This window comes from Thermodesulfovibrionales bacterium, from assembly GCA_035686305.1.
Classification (GTDB): Bacteria; Nitrospirota; Thermodesulfovibrionia; order Thermodesulfovibrionales; family UBA9159; genus DASRZP01.
This window is the reverse complement of the sequence record DASRZP010000128.1, coordinates 1-17930: the sequence shown is the minus strand read 5'-3', so window position 1 is coordinate 17930 and position 17930 is coordinate 1. Positions and strand designations below refer to the sequence as shown.

Sequence of the window (17930 nt, the reverse complement as noted above, 5' to 3'; positions counted from 1 at the left end):
ATATCCGAGAAATGCTACTGGATTCTGATCCGCTCTATTGCCATTGCGCCGAGACGGGTGATTGTCTTCAGGACCACCCTTTTCTCGCTGGTCATCATCTCCTCAGTCCCCTTAAAATCAAAGCCCGCAACCCCTATGACCTCTTCGCCCGACATCATGGGGAGATAAAATGCCTTTGCCTGGGGCAAGGTACCTGTGCCGCGCCCTGCAGACTGTTTGTTCATGAAGACCCATGTTGCAACACCGAGGACCTTGGGAGTCACCTCGAAATCTGTAGTCTTGGCCCTGACCGTCAGTTTGTCATCTTCAGGGAGAAAAATCGCCATTTCGCATGGAAAGATTTCGAGCGCATGACGAACCATGAGTGAGAGAACCTGATCTATGGTGTGGGCAGTCACCAGATCCCTGCTCAAGCCATAAAGACCTATGTTCTTCACCTCGCTCTCCTTGAGCAGTCTGATCTTGCTGCGCAACTGATGTGCAAGATTGCTGATAACCACCACGACGATGATATAGACGACGAAGGAAACAAAGTATTGTATATCTCTGATCGCAAAACTGAAGCGGGGGGAGACAAAGAGGTAGTCAAAGATCACGATGCTTGCTATCCCGGCCACAATGGATGGTCCCTTTCCCAGGAAGAGTGCGCTCAGAATAACGGGTAACAGAAGGAGGAAGAGGAGATTTACCTCATGGAGACTGTTGCGCAAAAGAAAGGCAAAGATCGACATGGCGCCGACACCGAGGATGCCGAGGCCATAATTGACCGGATTGGAGAAGGTAATCCGTTTTCTCGGCATGACCCTGGGATCTACCCTCGCATCGAGCAGATGGATATCGATGTTCGGTGTCTTCGTGAGAAGTTTCTTCGGAATCGTCTGGAACAATCCAAAACGACGGGGTTTCCCGATAACGATCTTCGTAATGTTGTTGTTCCGAGCATAGTCGGCAATTTCCTCTGCCGCATCGCTTCCCTTGATCCAGACAAGGCGTGCCCCCAACTGTTTTGCGAGGTCCAAAGCCTTGTTCAACCACTCCTTCTCTTTCTCGGAGAGGGTCTTGTGCCTCTCCGTCTCCACATAGAGGGCGATCCATTCAGCATCGAGATCGTTTGCGAGCCTGAACGCCGATCTGATCAGCTTCTCGGCATAGGGACTGGCGAAGACCCCGGCAAGGACACGTTCCGTTGCAGACCATGGTCCGGCTATGGCATGGGCACGCATATAACGGCGCATCTTCTCATCAACGCTGCCTGCAACAGCTCTGAGTGCCAACTGCCGGAGGGCCAGGAGGTTTCCCGTGCGGAAAAATCTGTCCACGGCACTCGTTGCCATGTCCTTCACATAGACCTTACCTTCGTGGAGTCTCTTCGTGAGTTCCTCGGGCGGCAGGTCGACGAGCTTGATCTCGTCCGCAGCCTCAATGACGGTATCAGGAACGGTTTCGCGGACACGGATGCCGGTGATCTGATGCACGATATCGTTGAGGCTCTCGACATGCTGGACGTTCATCGTCGTATAAACATCGATGCCGGCGTTCAGTATCTCTTCCACGTCCTGGTATCTCTTGGCGTTCCGGAGATTAGGGGCATCGGTATGGGCGAGCTCATCGACAAGGACCAGTTTCGGTTTTCTTGCGAAGACCTTTGCCAGGTCCACTTCCTTAAGCTGAACACCCATGTACTTGACAATGAGAGGAGGGATGATCTCGAGTCCTTCAAGCAAGGCGTCGGTCTCGCGCCTGCCGTGGGTCTCGACATAACCCACCGCCACGTCGATGCCTTCCTGTTTTCGGTGACGCGCATCAAGGAGCATCGCATAGGTCTTGCCCACGCCGGGAGCAGACCCGAAATAGATGGTCAGCTTGCCCCGCTTTTCCTGTGCCTCTTCCTTTTGAGCCAGTTCAAGCAGCGCTTCCGGAGATGGTCTCTTATATTCTTCTTTTGCCATACTACTATACTATACTCCCTTCAGGAACTGATCAATCGTCTTTGCCTCTATTGATTCGAGATACTCATAATCGTGTGCATGCAAAGAGGTCTGTATGTATATCCGCCCCGGTCGATATCAAGTGTCGTGCTCGCTGACGTCATAACTTTCTTGAGCAGCGGCATCTTTTCCATCACCTTGGTCGGACCTTGCCCTCGAGGTGAGATGGAACAGCAGGATGAGTCCGATGATCCCGGATGCGGCTGATCCTGATAGAATCCCCAGTTTGGCATGATCGAGCAGCAGGGGTTCTCTGAACGAGAGGCTGCTGATGAACAGCGACATGGTGAATCCTATTCCTCCAAGAACGCCTGCGCCGAAGATCTGTGGCCAGGTGACGCTGCGAGGCAGGGAAGCGAATCCGGCTCTCACAAAGAGATAGGAGAAGGCGCTGATCCCGATCGGTTTGCCGATGAGCAGGCCTGCCGCGATGCCGAGAGTGAGCGGCGACAGCAGGGCCTGAGAGAAATCCAGATCGACTACGGTAATGCCCGTATTCGCAAGGGCGAAGAGAGGGACGACAAGGAAAGCGACCCATGGATGAAGGGCGTGCTCAAGCCGCTGCAAAGGGGTCTCCACATGGTGACACGCGAGTTCGATCGAGTGGACTGAGCTCAAATGTCTGTCGTCCTGGAGAATCGAGGGTCCGCACCCCTCCGGGGGGCAGGCGAACTCGCTGAGATGCCTGGTCACGTTGCCGAGAAACTTGTCGGTATCGTATCTTCCAGTCGCCGGTATGAAGAGTGCGACTACAACGCCTGCAAGCGTCGAGTGGAGCCCCGATCCGAGGACAACGATCCAGAGACCGACGCCGAGCAAGGCGTAGATAAGGGTCACCCGTATCCAGAGGAAGTTCGCTACGGCAAGGAGCAGCAAAACGAGAAGAGACATGAAGAGGTAATGCAGGGAAAGCCCCCCGGAATAAAAGAGCGCAATCACGAGGACGGAGCCGAGGTCATCGGCAATGGCGAGGGCAGAAAGGAATACGCGCAGACCGAGGGGAACGCGCTTCCCGAGTATGAAAAGAGCGCCGAGGGCAAAGGCGATATCCGTTGCCATCGGGATACCCCATCCCTTGGTCGTCGGCAGCCCTTTATTCACGACAACAAATATCGCTGCAGGAAGGAGCATCCCGCCGAGAGCAGCGCCAACGGGCAAGAGGGCCTTTTTCACTGATGAGAGTTCGCCGACGAGGACCTCCCGCTTTATCTCGAGGCCCACGGCAAGGAAGAAGACCGCCATGAGTCCCTCATCGATCCATTGGCGGAGCGTCCGGGTGATCGATGAGTCCCCCATGGAGAACGAGACCTGTGTCTCCCAGAAGCGGTGATAAGTCTGACTGAAAGGGGAATTGGTCCACGCAAGGGCAAGGAGGGTCGCCCCGATGAGGATGATGCTGCTGGATGCTTCATGTCTGAAAAAAGTGCGGAAGGGACGAACCAGCTCTGACGTGATTTTGTCGGGAGAGATCACATAATGCCTGATCTTTGGGAATGGATTCTGCATCAGGAAGCCCTCACCCTGTTCCTTCCGTCAACACGCCGGCACGGTACGAATTCCCGGCTCTTTTTGTTTTCATCTCTGACTGAGTTCGTCAAGCGCCAGATTCAGCTCGAGGACATTTATTCTCGGATCACCGAGTATCCCGAATTGACGGCCTTCAGTATGCTCCGAGACAAGGGCGCCCACTTTCGCTTCATCCAGTCCATGGGCCTTCGCTACTCGCTTCACCTGATATGCCGCAGCAGCCGGACTGATGTGCGGGTCGAGACCGCTCCCTGAGGCCGTCACGAGGTCAGCCGGCAGCGGTTCCTGAATACCTGATTCCCGATAGGCTTTCACGCGATCTGCGATCTGATTGATAAGGTCCTTGTTGGTCGGCCCCAGGTTTGACCCGCCAGAGGCAAGGCCGTTATAGGGGAAGTCAGTCGTTGCCGATGGCCGGGGCCAGAAGTATTTCGGATCGGAGAAAGGCTGGCCGATCAACGACGATCCGACCGGAGTGCCGTCTGATCGAATCAGGACACCCCCGTTCGCCTGCCTGGGGAAGAGGAGCTGTGCAAGGGCCGTCACTGCAGCGGGATAGAGTACGCCGGTCAGCAACGATAAAACAACGAAGAGCAGAATGCCGTTCTTTATCTCTTTCATGATGTCACTCCTTTCAAATCAAAGCATTTATCAATATGTCGATCAGCTTGATCCCGGCAAAGGGGGCCAGCAGCCCTCCCGCCCCGTATATCAACAGGTTATAGATCAGCAACCTTTCCGCAGGCATCGGCCGGTAAGGGGTTCCCTTCAACGCGAGGGGGATCAGCAGGGGGATAATAATCGCATTGAAAATGACGGCGGAAAGAATTGCACTGAAGGGATTGGCGAGGTGCATGACATTGAGGATGCCCAGCTGCGGGTAAACGGCAACGAATGCGGCAGGAATGATGGCAAAGTACTTCGCCACATCATTTGCGATGCTGAAGGTTGTGAGCGTTCCCCGCGTCATGAGGATCTGTTTGCCGATCTCGACAATATCGAGCAGTTTGGTGGGATTGCTGTCGAGGTCGATGATATTGGCGGCCTCGCGGGCCGGCTGGGTCCCGGTATTCATCGCCACCGCTACGTCGGCTTGGGCAAGGGCGGGGGCGTCATTGGTGCCGTCGCCGGTCATCGCCACCATGAATCCCTGCGCCTGGTTGTCCCTGATAAGCCTGAGCTTGTCTTCCGGTTTTGCCTGTGCCAGAAAGTCGTCCACCTGTGCTTCGGTAGCGATAGCCGCCGCAGTGAGAGGATTATCGCCGGTGATCATGACCGTCTTGATCCCCATTCTTCTTAACTGGAGAAAGCGCTCCTGAAGGCCACCCTTCAGAATGTCCTTCAGGTTTATGACGCCGAGAACCTCGGTATCACAACTCACGACCAGCGGCGTTCCTCCTGATTTGGCGATACCCGTAACATGGCTTTCCAAATCGCTCGGAACCGTTGCGCCCGCGCTCTGCACTACCTGGGTGATTGAGTCTGCTGCACCCTTGCGATAGGCCCGGCCATCGATGTTCACTCCGCTTAACCTTGTTTCGGCACTAAAGGGGACAGATTCGGCATTGGGGGGCAATTCCCGCATCCTGAGATCGTACTTCTGCTTCGCGAGAACCACGATGCTCCGCCCCTCAGGTGTTTCATCGGTTAGGGAAGCCAGGAGAGCCGCCTCGGCCACTTCTTTTTCAGAACGGCCCGCTACGGGAATAAAAGCGACTGCCTGCCGATTGCCTAAGGTAATGGTGCCGGTCTTGTCCAGGAGCAACACATTTACATCTCCTGCAGCTTCTATCGCCCTTCCCGACAGGGCAATGACGTTCTTCTGGAAGAGGCGGTCCATTCCCGCAATGCCGATGGCAGGCAGAAGGGCGGCAATAGTCGTCGGTATCAGACAGACAAAAAGCGCCACCAGCACCACAAGGGTAACCGGCTGTCCCTGTCCCATCGCCTTCACGCTGTAAATAGAGAGGGGGCTGAGGTTGACCACGACAAGGAAGAAGACGACTGTCAGGGCGACGAGAAGGACCTCTAAGGCGATCTCATTCGGCGTCTTCCGTCGTTTTGCCCCTTCAACGAGGGCAATCATTCTGTCAAGGAAGGTTTCACCGGGATTCGCGGTTATTTCCACGACAATGCTGTTGGCAATCACGAGCGTGCCCCCTGTCACGGCACTTCTGTCTCCTCCGGACTCCCTGACCACCGGTGCGGACTCCCCAGTAACAGCAGCTTCATTCACAAGTGCAGCGCCGAGAATCACTTCACCGTCGCCTGCAATGAGGTCCTTCGGCTCAACGAGTATAACATCGCCCTTCCTGAGCTGCGGTGAGGGGACAAGTTCATACTCAGCGGTGAGTTCGGGTTTTTTCAATTTCTTTGCCATGATCTCCTTGCGGGTCTTCTTCATAGACTCCGCACGGGCCTTGCCCCTTCCCTCTGCAAGGGATTCGGCGAAGGTGGCGAAGATCACCGTCAGCCAGAGCCATGTGGAAACAGTTCCGGTGAACCATGCAGGCTCCCCTTTTCCTGTTGACAGATTGTAGATGAAATTGATCGTGGTGATGACGCTGCCGACCTCTACCGACAGCATCACCGGATTCCTCCAGAGTGCCCTGGGGTCGAGCTTCCTGAACGAATCGATGAGGGCTGCCTTTAGCAGTTTCGGATCAAAGATTCCCTTGCTTCTTTTGATATCTTTTGCCATGACTAAACACCTCCCCTCATGATCATGTGCTCAACAATCGGCCCCAGGGAAAGGACCGGGAAGAACGTGAGGGCTCCGACAATGAGGATCACCGACACGAGCCAGAAGACGAAGGGAATCTGGTCGGTCGGCAGCGTGCCCACTCCGGCGGGGACATGTTTCTTTTTCACCAGAGAGCCCGCCATTGCCAGGATCGCAAGGGCGGGAGCGAATCTTCCCAGAAGCATGGCTACAGACCCCAGGAGGTTGTAAAAGACAGTATTTCCATTCAGGCCGGCAAAGGCGCTTCCATTGTTGTTGGACATGGACGCAAAGGCATAAAGCACCTCACTCAGGCCGTGGGGACCGGGGTTGGCCATAGAGCTCACGGCTGAGGGGGTGATCAATGCCAGGGCCACGAAGAGGAGGATTACCACACCGGCGGTAAGAACCGTGATTACGGACATCCACATCTCAGTGACTTCGATCTTTTTCCCGAGATACTCGGGAATCCTGCCGATCATGAGACCGGCAGAGAAGACCGATATAATGACAAAGGCGAGCATGGTATAAAGACCTGATCCCACCCCTCCAAAGACCACCTCACTCGAAAGTATGAGCACAAGGGGGATCATCCCGCCGAGGGGGGTGAGGGAATCATGCATGGTATTCACCGCCCCGCACGAAGTCCCGGTGGTCGCACTGGTGAATAGCGCAGTGCCTCCAAGTCCGAAGCGTACTTCCTTGCCTTCCATGTTGACGCCCGGCACACCCAGCTTCTGAATGAGAGGATTTCCGCTGTATTCTGCCCAATAGAGCGCACTGACCGCGACGATCAAGAGAAGCATCATGGCCGCATAAATGGCCCATCCTTGCCGCGTGCTGCCGACCATGCGGCCGAAGGTATTCGTAAGGGCAGCAGGGATTGCAAGGATAAGGAGGATTTCGAGAAAATTGGACAGTGGAGTCGGATTCTCGTAAGGATGTGCGGAGTTTGCATTGAAGAAACCGCCGCCGTTCGTCCCCAGCTCCTTTATCGCTTCCTGAGAGGCCACCGGCCCCATAGGCAAGATCTGTTCCTTCACCACCACTTTCTCGGTGACGGCCTGTCCTTTTTCGTCTTTCACAGGATTGCCCCGGTCGTCGAGCTTGGGTTTGTCGTAGCTGGTCGGCTCCATGAGTTGTACCGTCTTGTACTGACTGAAGTTCTGGATGACACCCTGAGAGACCAACGCAAGGGCAGCAACAAAGGATATCGGCAGGAGGATATAGAGGACAGTGCGTGTCATGTCAATCCAGAAGTTGCCTATGGTTTCTGCTGTCCGTCGGGCAAGCCCGCGGATGAAGGCGATGACAATAGCCATACCCGTGGCGGCGGAAAGAAAGTTATGCACGGCAAGAACCATTACCTGAGAGAAATAGCTCGCAGCAGATTCCCCGCTGTAGTTCTGCCAGTTGGTGTTGGTGACGAAACTTACTGCCGTATTGATTGCCAGATGCCATGAAAAGCCCGGGAATTTTTGGGGATTCAGAGGCAGATACCCCTGCAGCATCAGGGCGGCAAACATCACAACCAGCCCTACAAAGTTGAAGATGAGCATCGAGACAGCATAGCGCTTCCAGTTCATTTCATCATCCAGTCCGATACCGGAGATCCTGTAGAGAACCCCTTCCAGAGGGCCGAGAACGGGGCTGAGAAGAGTCCTTTCTCCCCCGTACACTTTCTTCATATAGCCGCCGAAAGGCTTTACAAGGAGCGTGAGAACCACCAGAAACGTAAGGATCTGGACAATGTCAGAAGTCATACCTGTGTTTTGCATAGTCACCTCCTAAAAAATCCTCACTATTTTGGAAATCTGCAATCGACCTTGAATCCTGATAGGTTTCGTTCGTTTAATTTGTTATTGACGTACTTGGTTACCCATTCAAGAACGCCCTTCTTCGGCTCGGAGACTTCGAAGGCAAATGTGGAGGTCAGTTCCTCGTACGTCCCTGTTTCCCGATCTTTAGTGCACGTAATATGGATCGTGCAAACCGTGGCCGCCATGCCGGGCTTCACCTCTTCCGGCATCGGCGAGGTGGCTTGAGAACTTCTTGCCAGTGCCGCCAAAACGAATATCAATATTAGAACCATCATGGTTTTCATTTTCGTCACCTACCACAGCTTCGGCAGATTAATATCAAGTTGCACTGTCCATTTCCATTTCCCGTTGATGCCTGAATCATTAAACCAGACGGGGCCCGTGAGGAGACTGATGTCCTTCGTGAAATAGTAATAGAGACCGAATCCTCCGCCGCCGATCACGTTCCTGCCGGATGCATAATCAGCAGCAACAACGAGTTTGTTATACTCAACGTTGCCGTCCTTATCCTTTACCGGAAGAAATCCATGGTCAAAGGCCGCCATGAAGCCTGTGTTCTTAGGTTCTCCAGAGCTCGAAACAAGGGCAGCGTGGTTGCCGATATAGGGTCCGGCCGAAATTCGTCCTACCGGTTCAATGGTTTTGCCGATCACCATGTATGCGACATCGTAGTCAGTCCGGGTCGGTCCGCTCGTCTTTGTCCCCACGTCGAAGATGCCGAACTGAAGCGCGGGAGAACCTTTAAACCAGACGTCCTCGGGTGAGCCTATCTTCGCATTAAAGTACCAGGGATAGTCAGAGTTCGTCAGATAGTCGACTCCAACCTCCATCTGGACCTTTTCAAAAGGCAACACCCCCACTTCAGGGACCGTAAGGTCTGTCGGAAGTGAGCCGGATGGCGAGGACTTCGTAAATACACGGAAGTAGTTGTCCACCCCGAGGTGCAGAACACCGTAAGGCTGGATATCCATCGTCATGGGTGTCCAATATGTGGTCGACGGCGTTGCATGTGCAATGCCTGTTAATAAAAGCAATGTCACCAATACTGTTACTGCAGCTAATCTTCTATTCATTGTTTTTCTCCGTTTCACTATCTTTTTAGCCTAACCCTGTGATTGTCTAAACAAATGATAACGCACAATTCAATGCCTTCATAGGGGGTTACGTTCGCATGGCATATGTCCTCCTTTTGAGAGGGGCAGGAAAGGGAGAAAACAAAAAAACCGCCGGCAACGGCGGTCTTGATTTCAGCCTTTTGCCCTTCCAAACGCCTACGAGGTTAGCTGACGGGCTCGGGCCTGGAAGTGCCCTTTTCCCGGGTCTCCGGGAAGTACGCCCCAAATTCTTGGGTCCCCCGCATCCATCCTCACCATAGTAATGGGAATGGATCTCGGCTGCTATATTTACCCTATTATCACCGCGGACAAAAAGATTGTCAAGAGAAATCGTTTCCATCACGAAGCCTCTGAAACACTGTCGCTTCTTTGGTCGATTCATAAGCTCCTGCAGATAGTCTTGGAGAATCTCTCCATTACGTTCCTCCTTCGCCGCCACACGATCAAATATCCCTCTGTCTTTCTCAATACGTTTTGTCATGACTATGCACCCCTCTGCATGAGCATATGCTCAACGATCGGTCCGAGGGCATGCGCCGGGAAAAAGGTCAAAGCTCCGACGATCAGGACTATCGCAACGAGCCATATGATAAAAGGGAGTCGATCGGTCGTCAGTGTTCCTACACCGGATGGATAATGTTTCTTCTGAACCAAGGAGCCTGTCATGGCAAGAATCGCGATAGCGGGTCCAAATCTTCCCAACAACATCGCAACGGACGTGGTCAGGTTATAAAACACGGTATTTGCGTTCAGGCCGGCAAACATGCTGCCATTGTTGTTTGCTGTGGAGGCAAAGGTATAAAGCACCTCGGTCAAGCCGTGAGGACCGGGATTGGCAATTGATCTCACGCCGGCAGGGCTGATGATTGCTATGGAAAAAAGCACGAGGCTGACTACTCCGGAGGTGAGGACAATAACAACAGACATCCACATCTCGGTAACCTCGATCTTCTTCCCAAGGTACTCGGGAATCCTCCCGATCATGAGCCCCGAAGAGAAGACGGCGATCACCACAAAGGCGATCATGGTGTAGAGGCCCGTTCCTGTTCCCCCGAAAACAACCTCGCCTAAGAGCATGAGCATCAGTGGGACCATGCCGCCGAGAGGCGTCAGTGAGTCATGCATTGCATTCATTGCCCCGCATCCTGTCGCTGTGGCTGCACTGGCGAACAAGGCAGATCCTCCAAGTCCGAAGCGGACCTCCTTGCCTTCCATGTTGATACCAGGAACACCAAGCTTCTGAAGCAGTGGGTTGCCGCTGTATTCGGCCCAATAGAGCGCACCGACTGCGACGATGAAGAGAATCATCATCGCCAAATAAATGGCCCACCCCTGCCGTGTGCTTCCTACCATACGGCCGAAGGTATTGGTCTGGGCAGCCGGAATCATAAGCATCAAAAGAATTGCGCAATAGTTAGAAAAGGGCGTCGGATTCTCATAAGGGTGTGCAGAGTTTGCATTGAAGAAACCGCCCCCGTTTGTCCCGAGATTCTTAATCGCCTCCATTGAGGCGACCGGACCCATCGGCAGAGTCTGCTCTTTCACGACTACCGTCTCGGTTATCGGATTCCCGTTTGCATCTTTGAGCGGGTTGCCCTTCGCGTCAAGCTTAGGTTTCTGATACCTGGTTGCTTCTACCATCCGGACTGTCTTATAGGGGCTGAAATTCTGGATGACACCTTGAGAGACAAGCACAAGCGCTGCCACGAGTGACATCGGCAAAAGGATATAGAGGGTACCTCGCGTCAAATCGACCCAGAAATTGCCTATAGTCTTGGCGGTCCGGCGGATAAAACCGCGGACGAACGCAATAAGGATGGCCATGGCTGTCGCAGCTGAGAGAAACTGGTTTACCATCAGGCTCATCACCTGGGGGAAATAGGCGGCTGCTGATTCTCCACTGTATGGTTGCCAGTCGGTTTGGGTAACAAAGCCTATCGCAGTGGTGAGCGCAAGGTCCCATGAAAAGCCGGGAAATTTCTGGGGATTGAGAGGCAAATATCCTTGCAGCACAAGGACGGCAAAACTCGCTACGATCATGATAACGTTGAGAATGAGTACTGCAACAGCATACTGTTTCCAGTCCATCTCGGTATCACTGTCAATGCCGGCGATGCGGTAGAGCCCCCTTTCCAACGGAACAAAGAGCCTGCAAAGTGCGGAGCGTTCCCCTTGATAGACTCTTGCCATATAGGCGCCGAGAGGCCTCGCGAGGAGAGTAAGAACGGCCAGAAGTACGATAATTTGGGACATATCAGAGATTATATCTGCAGATTGCATAACCGCCTCTATGAGAAGAAGTCTTTAACTATGCCGAAAATTTGAATTCAACGTTTTCCTTTCATACCGTTCGTAATGAAAGGGCTTCTTCATCAAGAACTGTCCTGATTCAATGATAGCGCATAATTCAATGGTTTCATAGAATCTCGCGTCAAGACGGAGGCACGGCTTTCCGATTCTTGAGCAGTTGATGCCTTGACTTCATGAAGCGGGCGGATGACTTCTACTTCCGCCATCACTACTTGTTAATGTTGCAGAGGATAGATAAAATAGACGGACCCTCAATGGTTGTGGGCATGCGGGAAAAAGAGAACCAGATAAAAGGAATCATCAAATCGCTCGGTCTCGTGTTCGGAGACATCGGCACCAGTCCGATCTACACGCTCACGGTAGTATTTCTTCTCCTGAAACCGACGCATGACAACATCATTGGCGTCTTGTCCCTTGTCATCTGGACACTCGTTTCCCTGGTCACGGTGCAGTACGCATGGATAGCCATGAATCTCAGCAGACGGGGAGAAGGCGGAACGATCGTGCTGAGGGAGATCCTCGTCTCAGGGCTCAAATCCCGGAAGAGTATTATCCTTGTTTCGATACTTTCTTTCATAGGAATCTCCCTCCTCATAGGCGACGGGGTCATCACCCCAGCCATCAGCATATTGAGCGCAGTCGAAGGGGCTGTGCTTATCCCCGGATTGGAAAATCTGTCGAAGGCATTCATCGTGCTCATTTCCATGGCGATAGCGGTTCTTCTCTTCGCGTTCCAGAGAAAGGGAACGGAAAAGGTTGCGGGCGCTTTTGGACCGATCATGATTCTCTGGTTTGCCGCCCTTCTCATTTCAGGCATGGTCTCCATACTGGATGCTACATCGGTCATCGGGGCGCTGAACCCCTGTCATGGCGTCCTGTTTCTTCTGAGAAACAAGGTCGCCGGTTTTATCGCTCTGGGAGAGATCATCCTCTGCGCAACGGGCGGCGAGGCGCTCTATGCTGACATGGGGCACCTCGGAGCAAGACCGATACGGCAGGCATGGTCGGGAGTCTTTATTGCCCTTGTTATCAATTATATGGGACAGGGCGCCTATCTGATGAGGCATCCCGAAGCAAAGAACATCCTTTTCGAGATGGTCTTCCACTATGCAAGGTCCGTTTATGTGCCGTTTCTCCTTCTGAGCATCACAGCCACCATCATCGCCTCACAGGCGATGATCAGCGGCATGTTTTCGATCGTCTACCAGGGGATAAATACCAGGATCATGCCCATGTTCAAGGTCGATTATACCTCCTGGGAGAGGAGGTCGCAGATCTATATCGGGAGTGTCAACTGGTTCTTGCTCTTTGCCGTACTCTTCATAATGCTTCAGTTTCAGGAATCGAGCCGTCTCGCGGCCGCCTACGGTCTGGCAGTCACGGGTACCATGACCCTCACGGGCATCTTGATGATATGGATCTTTTCCGCCAGGAAAAACCATTTCTTTGCCTCTGTCTCGCTGCTCGTGACGTGCATCGATATCACATACCTCGGTGCAAACTTTACCAAAATACCTCACGGAGGATACTGGTCCCTCGTCATTGCATCCTTCCCTCTTGCGACGATTCTCCTCTATACGCAGGGCCAAAAGAAGCTTTACCGGATGATGGATTTCATGCCGCTCGAGGATTTTCTCCTTAAGTTCAGGAGGGTTTACGAAACCTCGGAAAAGATCAGAGGAACCGCACTCTTCCTCCTCAAGGACGTTCAGGAGATCCCCTTCTATATCACCCAGACGATGTTCTACCACGGCATACTGTATGAAGACAACATATTTGTTTCTCTCATAAAGAGGGACGACCCTTACGGCGTCGCCGGTTTTTTCAGAGAGGACCTCTCAAAGGGCCTCCGGGTCTTCGAGATGCAGATGGGATATATGGAAGTCATCGACGTGAACGAGATACTCCGGGAAGCGGCAATAAATGAACGAGTCGTCTTCTACGGCATAGAAGACATCTCCACGAGAAATATGATCTGGAAGCTCTTCGCAGTCATCAAGAGGCTGACGCCCACATTCATCCAGTTCTACATTTTCCCGCCAAAAAAGCTCCACGGAGTTATAACGAAGGTGGGGCTGTAACAGAACCGTATCGGTTTTCTTGAAATGGCTCTTTGCCTGGCGGGCAGACTGGCGTCCCGAAAAGGCCTCTTCATATGCGATTAGGGAGCACAATAAATGCTTTTGCAAGAAAAGAGAGGATTCAGGAAAGAGCTTTTTTGACTCCCCGGAAGGCTTTATGATAGTATATGATACCCGACAAAGCCTTGATAGCAGCGGGTTTCGTGGATTGCCGGAGTGGTGGAATTGGTAGACACAAGAGACTTAAAATCTCTCGGGGTTCTACTCCGTGCCGGTTCGAGTCCGGCCTCCGGCACCAGCGAAGACGAATGGACTCGCATCCTTACGAGAACATGGAATGAGGTCACGCGGGAAGCATGCGGCCATTCCCGAGGCAGGACGAGTAAGAGAAATAGACAATATGGTCGCCGCCCCCTTTTGGTCCTTCTGAAAGGGATTCATCCACGCTATGAGAAGACCAACCCGATCAAAAATCATTCGTGGAGTCAAGTGCCTTTGGAAGTTGACATTCAAGGATGGATGTGATAGCGTTAAACGTTTACGAATAGATACTTTATATGTCCAATGAAGATAGCAATATAAAGGCGAAGTATGATGCGTATCTCTATGATTGGGCAGAGAGCGCATTAGGAATCGGTTCTCTCGTTGTAATTTTCTTGATACCCCTCGACTACCTGGCAACACCATCCAATTTCAAGACGTTCTTGGTTTATCGCATAGTTACTTCTCTGTCCCTGCTTATCTTATATGCGCTCAACAGAAGAAAAATTAACGAAATCTATCAGAGTACTATCGCAATTATTGGCGGCATCATTGTTGCGGGGATGGTGGCAATGATGATCTATAGCTTCCAGGGACATCGGTCGCCTTATTTTGCGGGGATGATTTTAGTCGCAATTTTTTTCGGATTTCTCCCTCTCAAGTTTCGGGAAAGCCTTATTGTATCTCTCGTGATTTACCTGATTTATCTGTTGCCCATACTGATATATGACACGATAACGGACAAATCCTTTTTTATTTCTGCGAACGTTTTGATGATCTTCTGTTTCTCTACACTGCTGGTGTTGCAATATCTTGCCCAAAAACGGCTGATGAAAGGATTTGCTCTTCAGTATCAGGTGGAGCGGAGCGAGCGATGGCTTGCAGAATCTCAGAAAGTCGCGAAGATCGGAAGTTGGAGTTGGGATATACCAAACAATTCATTGGCCTGGTCAAAGGAAGCGTTCAAGAGATTCGATAAAGATCCTGACACGTTTATACCGACTACCGAATATTTTTGGCGTCTCATACATCCGGATGATAAAGAGGCTCTTCAGAGGGCGACAAAAGAGACCTTGAACAACAATAAGCCTTATCATGTCGAAACAAGAGTAATAAACGAAAGCGGCAGGGAATGGGTGTTGGAGGGTTTCGGGGTTGTAGAGAGGGACGCCGAGGGGAAACCTCTAAGGTTTGCCGGAACCGTCCAGGACATCACCGAACGCAAGCGGGCAGAAGAGGCACTGCAACTGACGCGTTTCACCGTGGACAGTGCTGCCGATGCAGTCTATTGGCTGGACTCGAAGGCACGGATTGTGGATGTGAACGAGACTGCGTGCAAGATGCTGGGATATAGCCGCGAGGAGTTGCTCGGCTTAACAGTGCTCGACATCGATCCCGGCTTCACGGCAGACCGATGGACAGCTGCTTGGGAGAGTGTCAGGCGAAAAGGGAAGTTGACCCTTGAGACGATACATCGCACGAAGAACGGGCAAATCATACCCGTGGAAATCATGGCGCACTACCTCACTTTTGGTGGTAAGGAAATCGACTGTGCATTTGCCCGTGATATCTCTCAGAGAAAGGTGGTGGAGGGGGAGCTCCTCAAGACCCAGAGGCTCGAATCGCTTGGAATCTTTGCGGGAGGCATCGCCCATGATTTCAATAACCTCCTCCAGGCGATTATGGGCAACGTTTCCCTGGCTAAGGTGTTAACGAATCCGGAAGAGAGGGTCTTCCCTCTCCTGGAGGAAGCGGAGAAGGCCTCTGAGCAGGCAAAGGAATTAAGCTGCCGGCTTCTCACCTTCTCCAAGGGAGGAGAACCTGTCAGGCGCGCAACTTTCGTAGAAAAGATTCTTAAGGAGTCGATCAGCCTCAGTCTGAGCGGGTCGAGTGTTGGATGCGAGCTGAGTCTTCCAAAGGACCTTGACCTTGTCGAGGTGGACAGGGGGCAGATGAACCAGGTCTTCAACAATCTCCTTATCAATGCAAAAGAAGCGATGCCCGATGGAGGGAGTGTCGAAGTCAGCGCTTCCAATGTCAGGATAACCGGTGATGACAATCTCCCCCTGAAAGGGGGGCGTTACGTGAAGATCTCCGTAGCAGACCATGGCGCCGGCATTCCTGAAAAGTATCTGCCGCGGATCTTTGATCCCTATTTTTCGACGAAGGACAGGGGAAGCGATAAGGGCATGGGGCTGGGTCTCGCGATCTGTCACTCGATTATGAGCAAACATGAAGGACATATCGGAGTTGAATCGAGGGAAGGAGCGGGAACGGTCTTTCATATCTATCTTCCGGCTGCCGAGGGGAGAGATGAAGAACGGCCGGGGAAGGAGAGCCATTTTGCCGCAGGGAGGGGGAGGGTGCTGTTCATGGACGATGACGAGGGCGTGCGGAAGATCGCGGGTGCGATGTTGAAGCAGCTCGGATACGAGGTGGAGTTTGCGAAGAACGGGGAGGAGGCTGCTGACGCATACCGGAGGGCAAAAAAAGGGGGCCGAACATTCGACGCAGCCATTCTCGATCTGACGGTGCAGGGAGGCATGGGAGGAGAGAAGGCCTTGAGGAGACTCCGGGAGATAGACCCGGAGGTGAAGGCTGTTGTTTCGAGTGGATATGCAGAAGACCCTGTGATGAAAGATTTCGGAAGGTATGGTTTTGCCGATGCCATAGCAAAGCCATACAACGCAAAGGAATTAAAAGGACTCCTCTCAAAACTTCAAGTTTGACTGGAGCTGCTTCCGTTTGTCAGGAGTCTCGTTACAAAGAAGAGGAGAGGAAGGGATGAAAAAGGTTCTTATGGCCTTGGTTGTGATGGTTGCGTTTGTGCCATCGCTTGGCTACGCCGAGGAATCATGGGAAAGGAGTTTTCACTGGAGTTGGGGACCCTGGGGTTACGGTGCGGGCAGCTGCTTCTTGATCCCGTTGATACTCATGATCGCCTTCTGGATTGTTGTGATTATCGGGATTGTCTATTTTGTGAAATGGGTCATCGCAACAGGGAAAGGCCACGAGATAAGATCAGAGGAAACGGCGCTCGATATCTTGAAAAAAAGGTATGCCAAAGGGGAGATTTCGAAGGAAGAATTCGAAAGGATGAAGCGGGATATTTTGTGAGGGGCTCGGGGGTACCCCCCTTGATTATGATCAATGAATAAGGTGAGCTTCTTTGCTTAGACGGTGTTGAGCTCTACCTTTCCTTCGTGTCCGGCGCGGAACAGGAAGGGGTAGTCCTTTTCCAACCTCAGAAGGAGAGCAATCTTTTCTTCGTGGGGCAAGCTGTCGTAGAGTGAGGAATCCTTGAGTATAGAGATTACGACTTTGGTCTTTGCCTTATCCATCTTTCAGCCTCCTCTCCTAATGGTAGATATGCATATCGCATGCCAACCGAAGGCATTGCCGTGATCTGTGAGGAATTGCCTTGTAAATTAAGGTATTACATCTAACAGACCTCTGCCTGTTCCAACGTCATTGTTTTGTTGTGTTGAAAAAATGCGCCATTCTACCAATTTCTACCCTCAAAATGCCTACCTTATCTTTCTGGCGCCACTTTCACGGACGCATTCTTCTCCGTTGCTGATTGGTTTTTCAAATGGACATGCGTCCAAGGATCAAAGAATAGTTTTATCCCTTTTTCACGAATATTTCACCGAGAGCGTGCATACTTTTATCGTAGGAGAGAGGTGAGACAAGACAAAGGAGCTTTCCCTTGGCATAATATAAGAGAGTAAGAGATACTATCAATATCGAGTCCTGGGCCTATTAATTCCAGGAAGGGAAATGAGCTTCAGTGAAATAACGATATGTTCCCAATCCGTGACACCGTGCCCAACAGGAGCTTCCCCGTTACAACGTGGGGCGTCATAACGCTTTGCGGGCTCGTTTTCCTGTTTGAAACTACCCTCCCTCAGGAGGCCCTTGAAGAATTTACCTATTATTTTGGAATTGTTCCCGCTGAATATACTGGGCGCCACGGTCGTCATCTCCCACTGATAGACTACCTCTCCTTCCTGACTACGATGTTCCTCCATGGAGGATGGCTGCACTTCTTCGGGAACATGTGGTTTCTCAAGATCTTCGGGAGCAAAGTCGAAGACCGGATGGGA

Annotated in this window: 13 protein-coding genes, 1 tRNA gene and 1 riboswitch; of the genes, 4 read left to right on the top strand and 10 right to left on the bottom strand. The window is 52.2% G+C overall.

Annotated elements, in window-relative coordinates:
- Positions 1–14: 14 nt before the first annotated feature.
- The 8 genes from VFG09_14300 to kdpA (VFG09_14265) form a co-directional block, all read right to left on the bottom strand.
- Positions 15–1949 (bottom strand): DUF4118 domain-containing protein, encoded by a 1935-nt coding sequence (locus tag VFG09_14300; protein ID HET6516327.1) that lies wholly within the window; start codon positions 1947–1949, stop codon positions 15–17.
- A gap of 117 nt (positions 1950–2066) precedes the next feature.
- Complete coding sequence (gene nhaA, locus VFG09_14295) at positions 2067–3494, bottom strand: Na+/H+ antiporter NhaA (GenBank protein HET6516326.1); 1428 nt, start codon at positions 3492–3494, stop codon at positions 2067–2069.
- 69 nt (positions 3495–3563) lie between these two features.
- Positions 3564–4136, bottom strand: a complete 573-nt coding sequence (kdpC, locus tag VFG09_14290) for a potassium-transporting ATPase subunit KdpC (GenBank protein HET6516325.1) — start codon at positions 4134–4136, stop codon at positions 3564–3566.
- Between the two features lie 13 nt (positions 4137–4149).
- The gene (gene kdpB, locus VFG09_14285; protein HET6516324.1) at positions 4150–6216 is read right to left on the bottom strand and encodes a potassium-transporting ATPase subunit KdpB; all 2067 of its coding nucleotides are present in this window, start codon (positions 6214–6216) and stop codon (positions 4150–4152) included.
- A 2-nt stretch (positions 6217–6218) separates the two neighbouring features.
- Complete coding sequence (gene kdpA, locus VFG09_14280; GenBank protein HET6516323.1) at positions 6219–8015, bottom strand: potassium-transporting ATPase subunit KdpA; 1797 nt, start codon at positions 8013–8015, stop codon at positions 6219–6221.
- Between the two features lie 23 nt (positions 8016–8038).
- Positions 8039–8341, bottom strand: coding sequence for a hypothetical protein (locus VFG09_14275; protein HET6516322.1), 303 nt, complete (start codon positions 8339–8341; stop codon positions 8039–8041).
- 9 nt (positions 8342–8350) lie between these two features.
- Positions 8351–9130: a hypothetical protein gene (locus tag VFG09_14270; protein ID HET6516321.1), complete on the bottom strand. Its 780-nt coding sequence runs from the start codon at positions 9128–9130 to the stop codon at positions 8351–8353.
- Positions 9131–9310: 180 nt separating this feature from the next.
- Positions 9311–9463, bottom strand: a riboswitch (cyclic di-AMP (ydaO/yuaA leader).
- A gap of 192 nt (positions 9464–9655) precedes the next feature.
- On the bottom strand, positions 9656–11452 hold the full coding sequence (gene kdpA, locus VFG09_14265; protein HET6516320.1) for a potassium-transporting ATPase subunit KdpA: 1797 nt from the start codon (positions 11450–11452) through the stop codon (positions 9656–9658).
- 203 nt (positions 11453–11655) lie between these two features.
- On the opposite strand from kdpA (VFG09_14265), the gene VFG09_14260 reads away from it, so the two are divergent.
- From VFG09_14260 to VFG09_14245, 4 genes are all read left to right on the top strand, one after another.
- On the top strand, positions 11656–13563 hold the full coding sequence (locus tag VFG09_14260; GenBank protein ID HET6516319.1) for a KUP/HAK/KT family potassium transporter: 1908 nt from the start codon (positions 11656–11658) through the stop codon (positions 13561–13563).
- A gap of 210 nt (positions 13564–13773) precedes the next feature.
- Positions 13774–13861 (top strand) — tRNA-Leu (locus VFG09_14255).
- Positions 13862–14120: 259 nt separating this feature from the next.
- Complete coding sequence (locus tag VFG09_14250; GenBank protein HET6516318.1) at positions 14121–16553, top strand: PAS domain S-box protein; 2433 nt, start codon at positions 14121–14123, stop codon at positions 16551–16553.
- Between the two features lie 55 nt (positions 16554–16608).
- Entirely contained in the window at positions 16609–16941 is a 333-nt protein-coding gene (locus tag VFG09_14245; protein HET6516317.1) for an SHOCT domain-containing protein, read from the top strand.
- Positions 16942–16997: 56 nt separating this feature from the next.
- On the opposite strand, the gene VFG09_14240 is transcribed toward VFG09_14245, so the two are convergent.
- Both VFG09_14240 and VFG09_14235 read right to left on the bottom strand, forming a co-directional pair.
- Positions 16998–17165 (bottom strand): hypothetical protein, encoded by a 168-nt coding sequence (locus VFG09_14240; GenBank protein HET6516316.1) that lies wholly within the window; start codon positions 17163–17165, stop codon positions 16998–17000.
- A gap of 399 nt (positions 17166–17564) precedes the next feature.
- Positions 17565–17930 (bottom strand): hypothetical protein (locus VFG09_14235; protein ID HET6516315.1); only part of this gene is annotated, 366 nt, incomplete at its 5' end.

Excerpts from the sequence above, each read along its gene's own strand:
- VFG09_14300 (HET6516327.1), bottom strand. The coding sequence starts at position 1,949 with ATGGCAAAAGAAGAATATAAGAGACCATCTCCGGAAGCGCTGCTTGAA.
- nhaA (HET6516326.1), bottom strand. The coding sequence starts at position 3,494 with ATGCAGAATCCATTCCCAAAGATCAGGCATTATGTGATCTCTCCCGAC.
- kdpC (HET6516325.1), bottom strand. The coding sequence starts at position 4,136 with ATGAAAGAGATAAAGAACGGCATTCTGCTCTTCGTTGTTTTATCGTTG.
- kdpB (HET6516324.1), bottom strand. The coding sequence starts at position 6,216 with ATGGCAAAAGATATCAAAAGAAGCAAGGGAATCTTTGATCCGAAACTG.
- kdpA (HET6516323.1), bottom strand. The coding sequence starts at position 8,015 with ATGCAAAACACAGGTATGACTTCTGACATTGTCCAGATCCTTACGTTT.
- VFG09_14275 (HET6516322.1), bottom strand. The coding sequence starts at position 8,341 with ATGAAAACCATGATGGTTCTAATATTGATATTCGTTTTGGCGGCACTG.
- VFG09_14270 (HET6516321.1), bottom strand. The coding sequence starts at position 9,130 with ATGAATAGAAGATTAGCTGCAGTAACAGTATTGGTGACATTGCTTTTA.
- kdpA (HET6516320.1), bottom strand. The coding sequence starts at position 11,452 with ATGCAATCTGCAGATATAATCTCTGATATGTCCCAAATTATCGTACTT.
- VFG09_14260 (HET6516319.1), top strand. The coding sequence starts at position 11,656 with ATGAAGCGGGCGGATGACTTCTACTTCCGCCATCACTACTTGTTAATG.
- VFG09_14250 (HET6516318.1), top strand. The coding sequence starts at position 14,121 with ATGTCCAATGAAGATAGCAATATAAAGGCGAAGTATGATGCGTATCTC.
- VFG09_14245 (HET6516317.1), top strand. The coding sequence starts at position 16,609 with ATGAAAAAGGTTCTTATGGCCTTGGTTGTGATGGTTGCGTTTGTGCCA.
- VFG09_14240 (HET6516316.1), bottom strand. The coding sequence starts at position 17,165 with ATGGATAAGGCAAAGACCAAAGTCGTAATCTCTATACTCAAGGATTCC.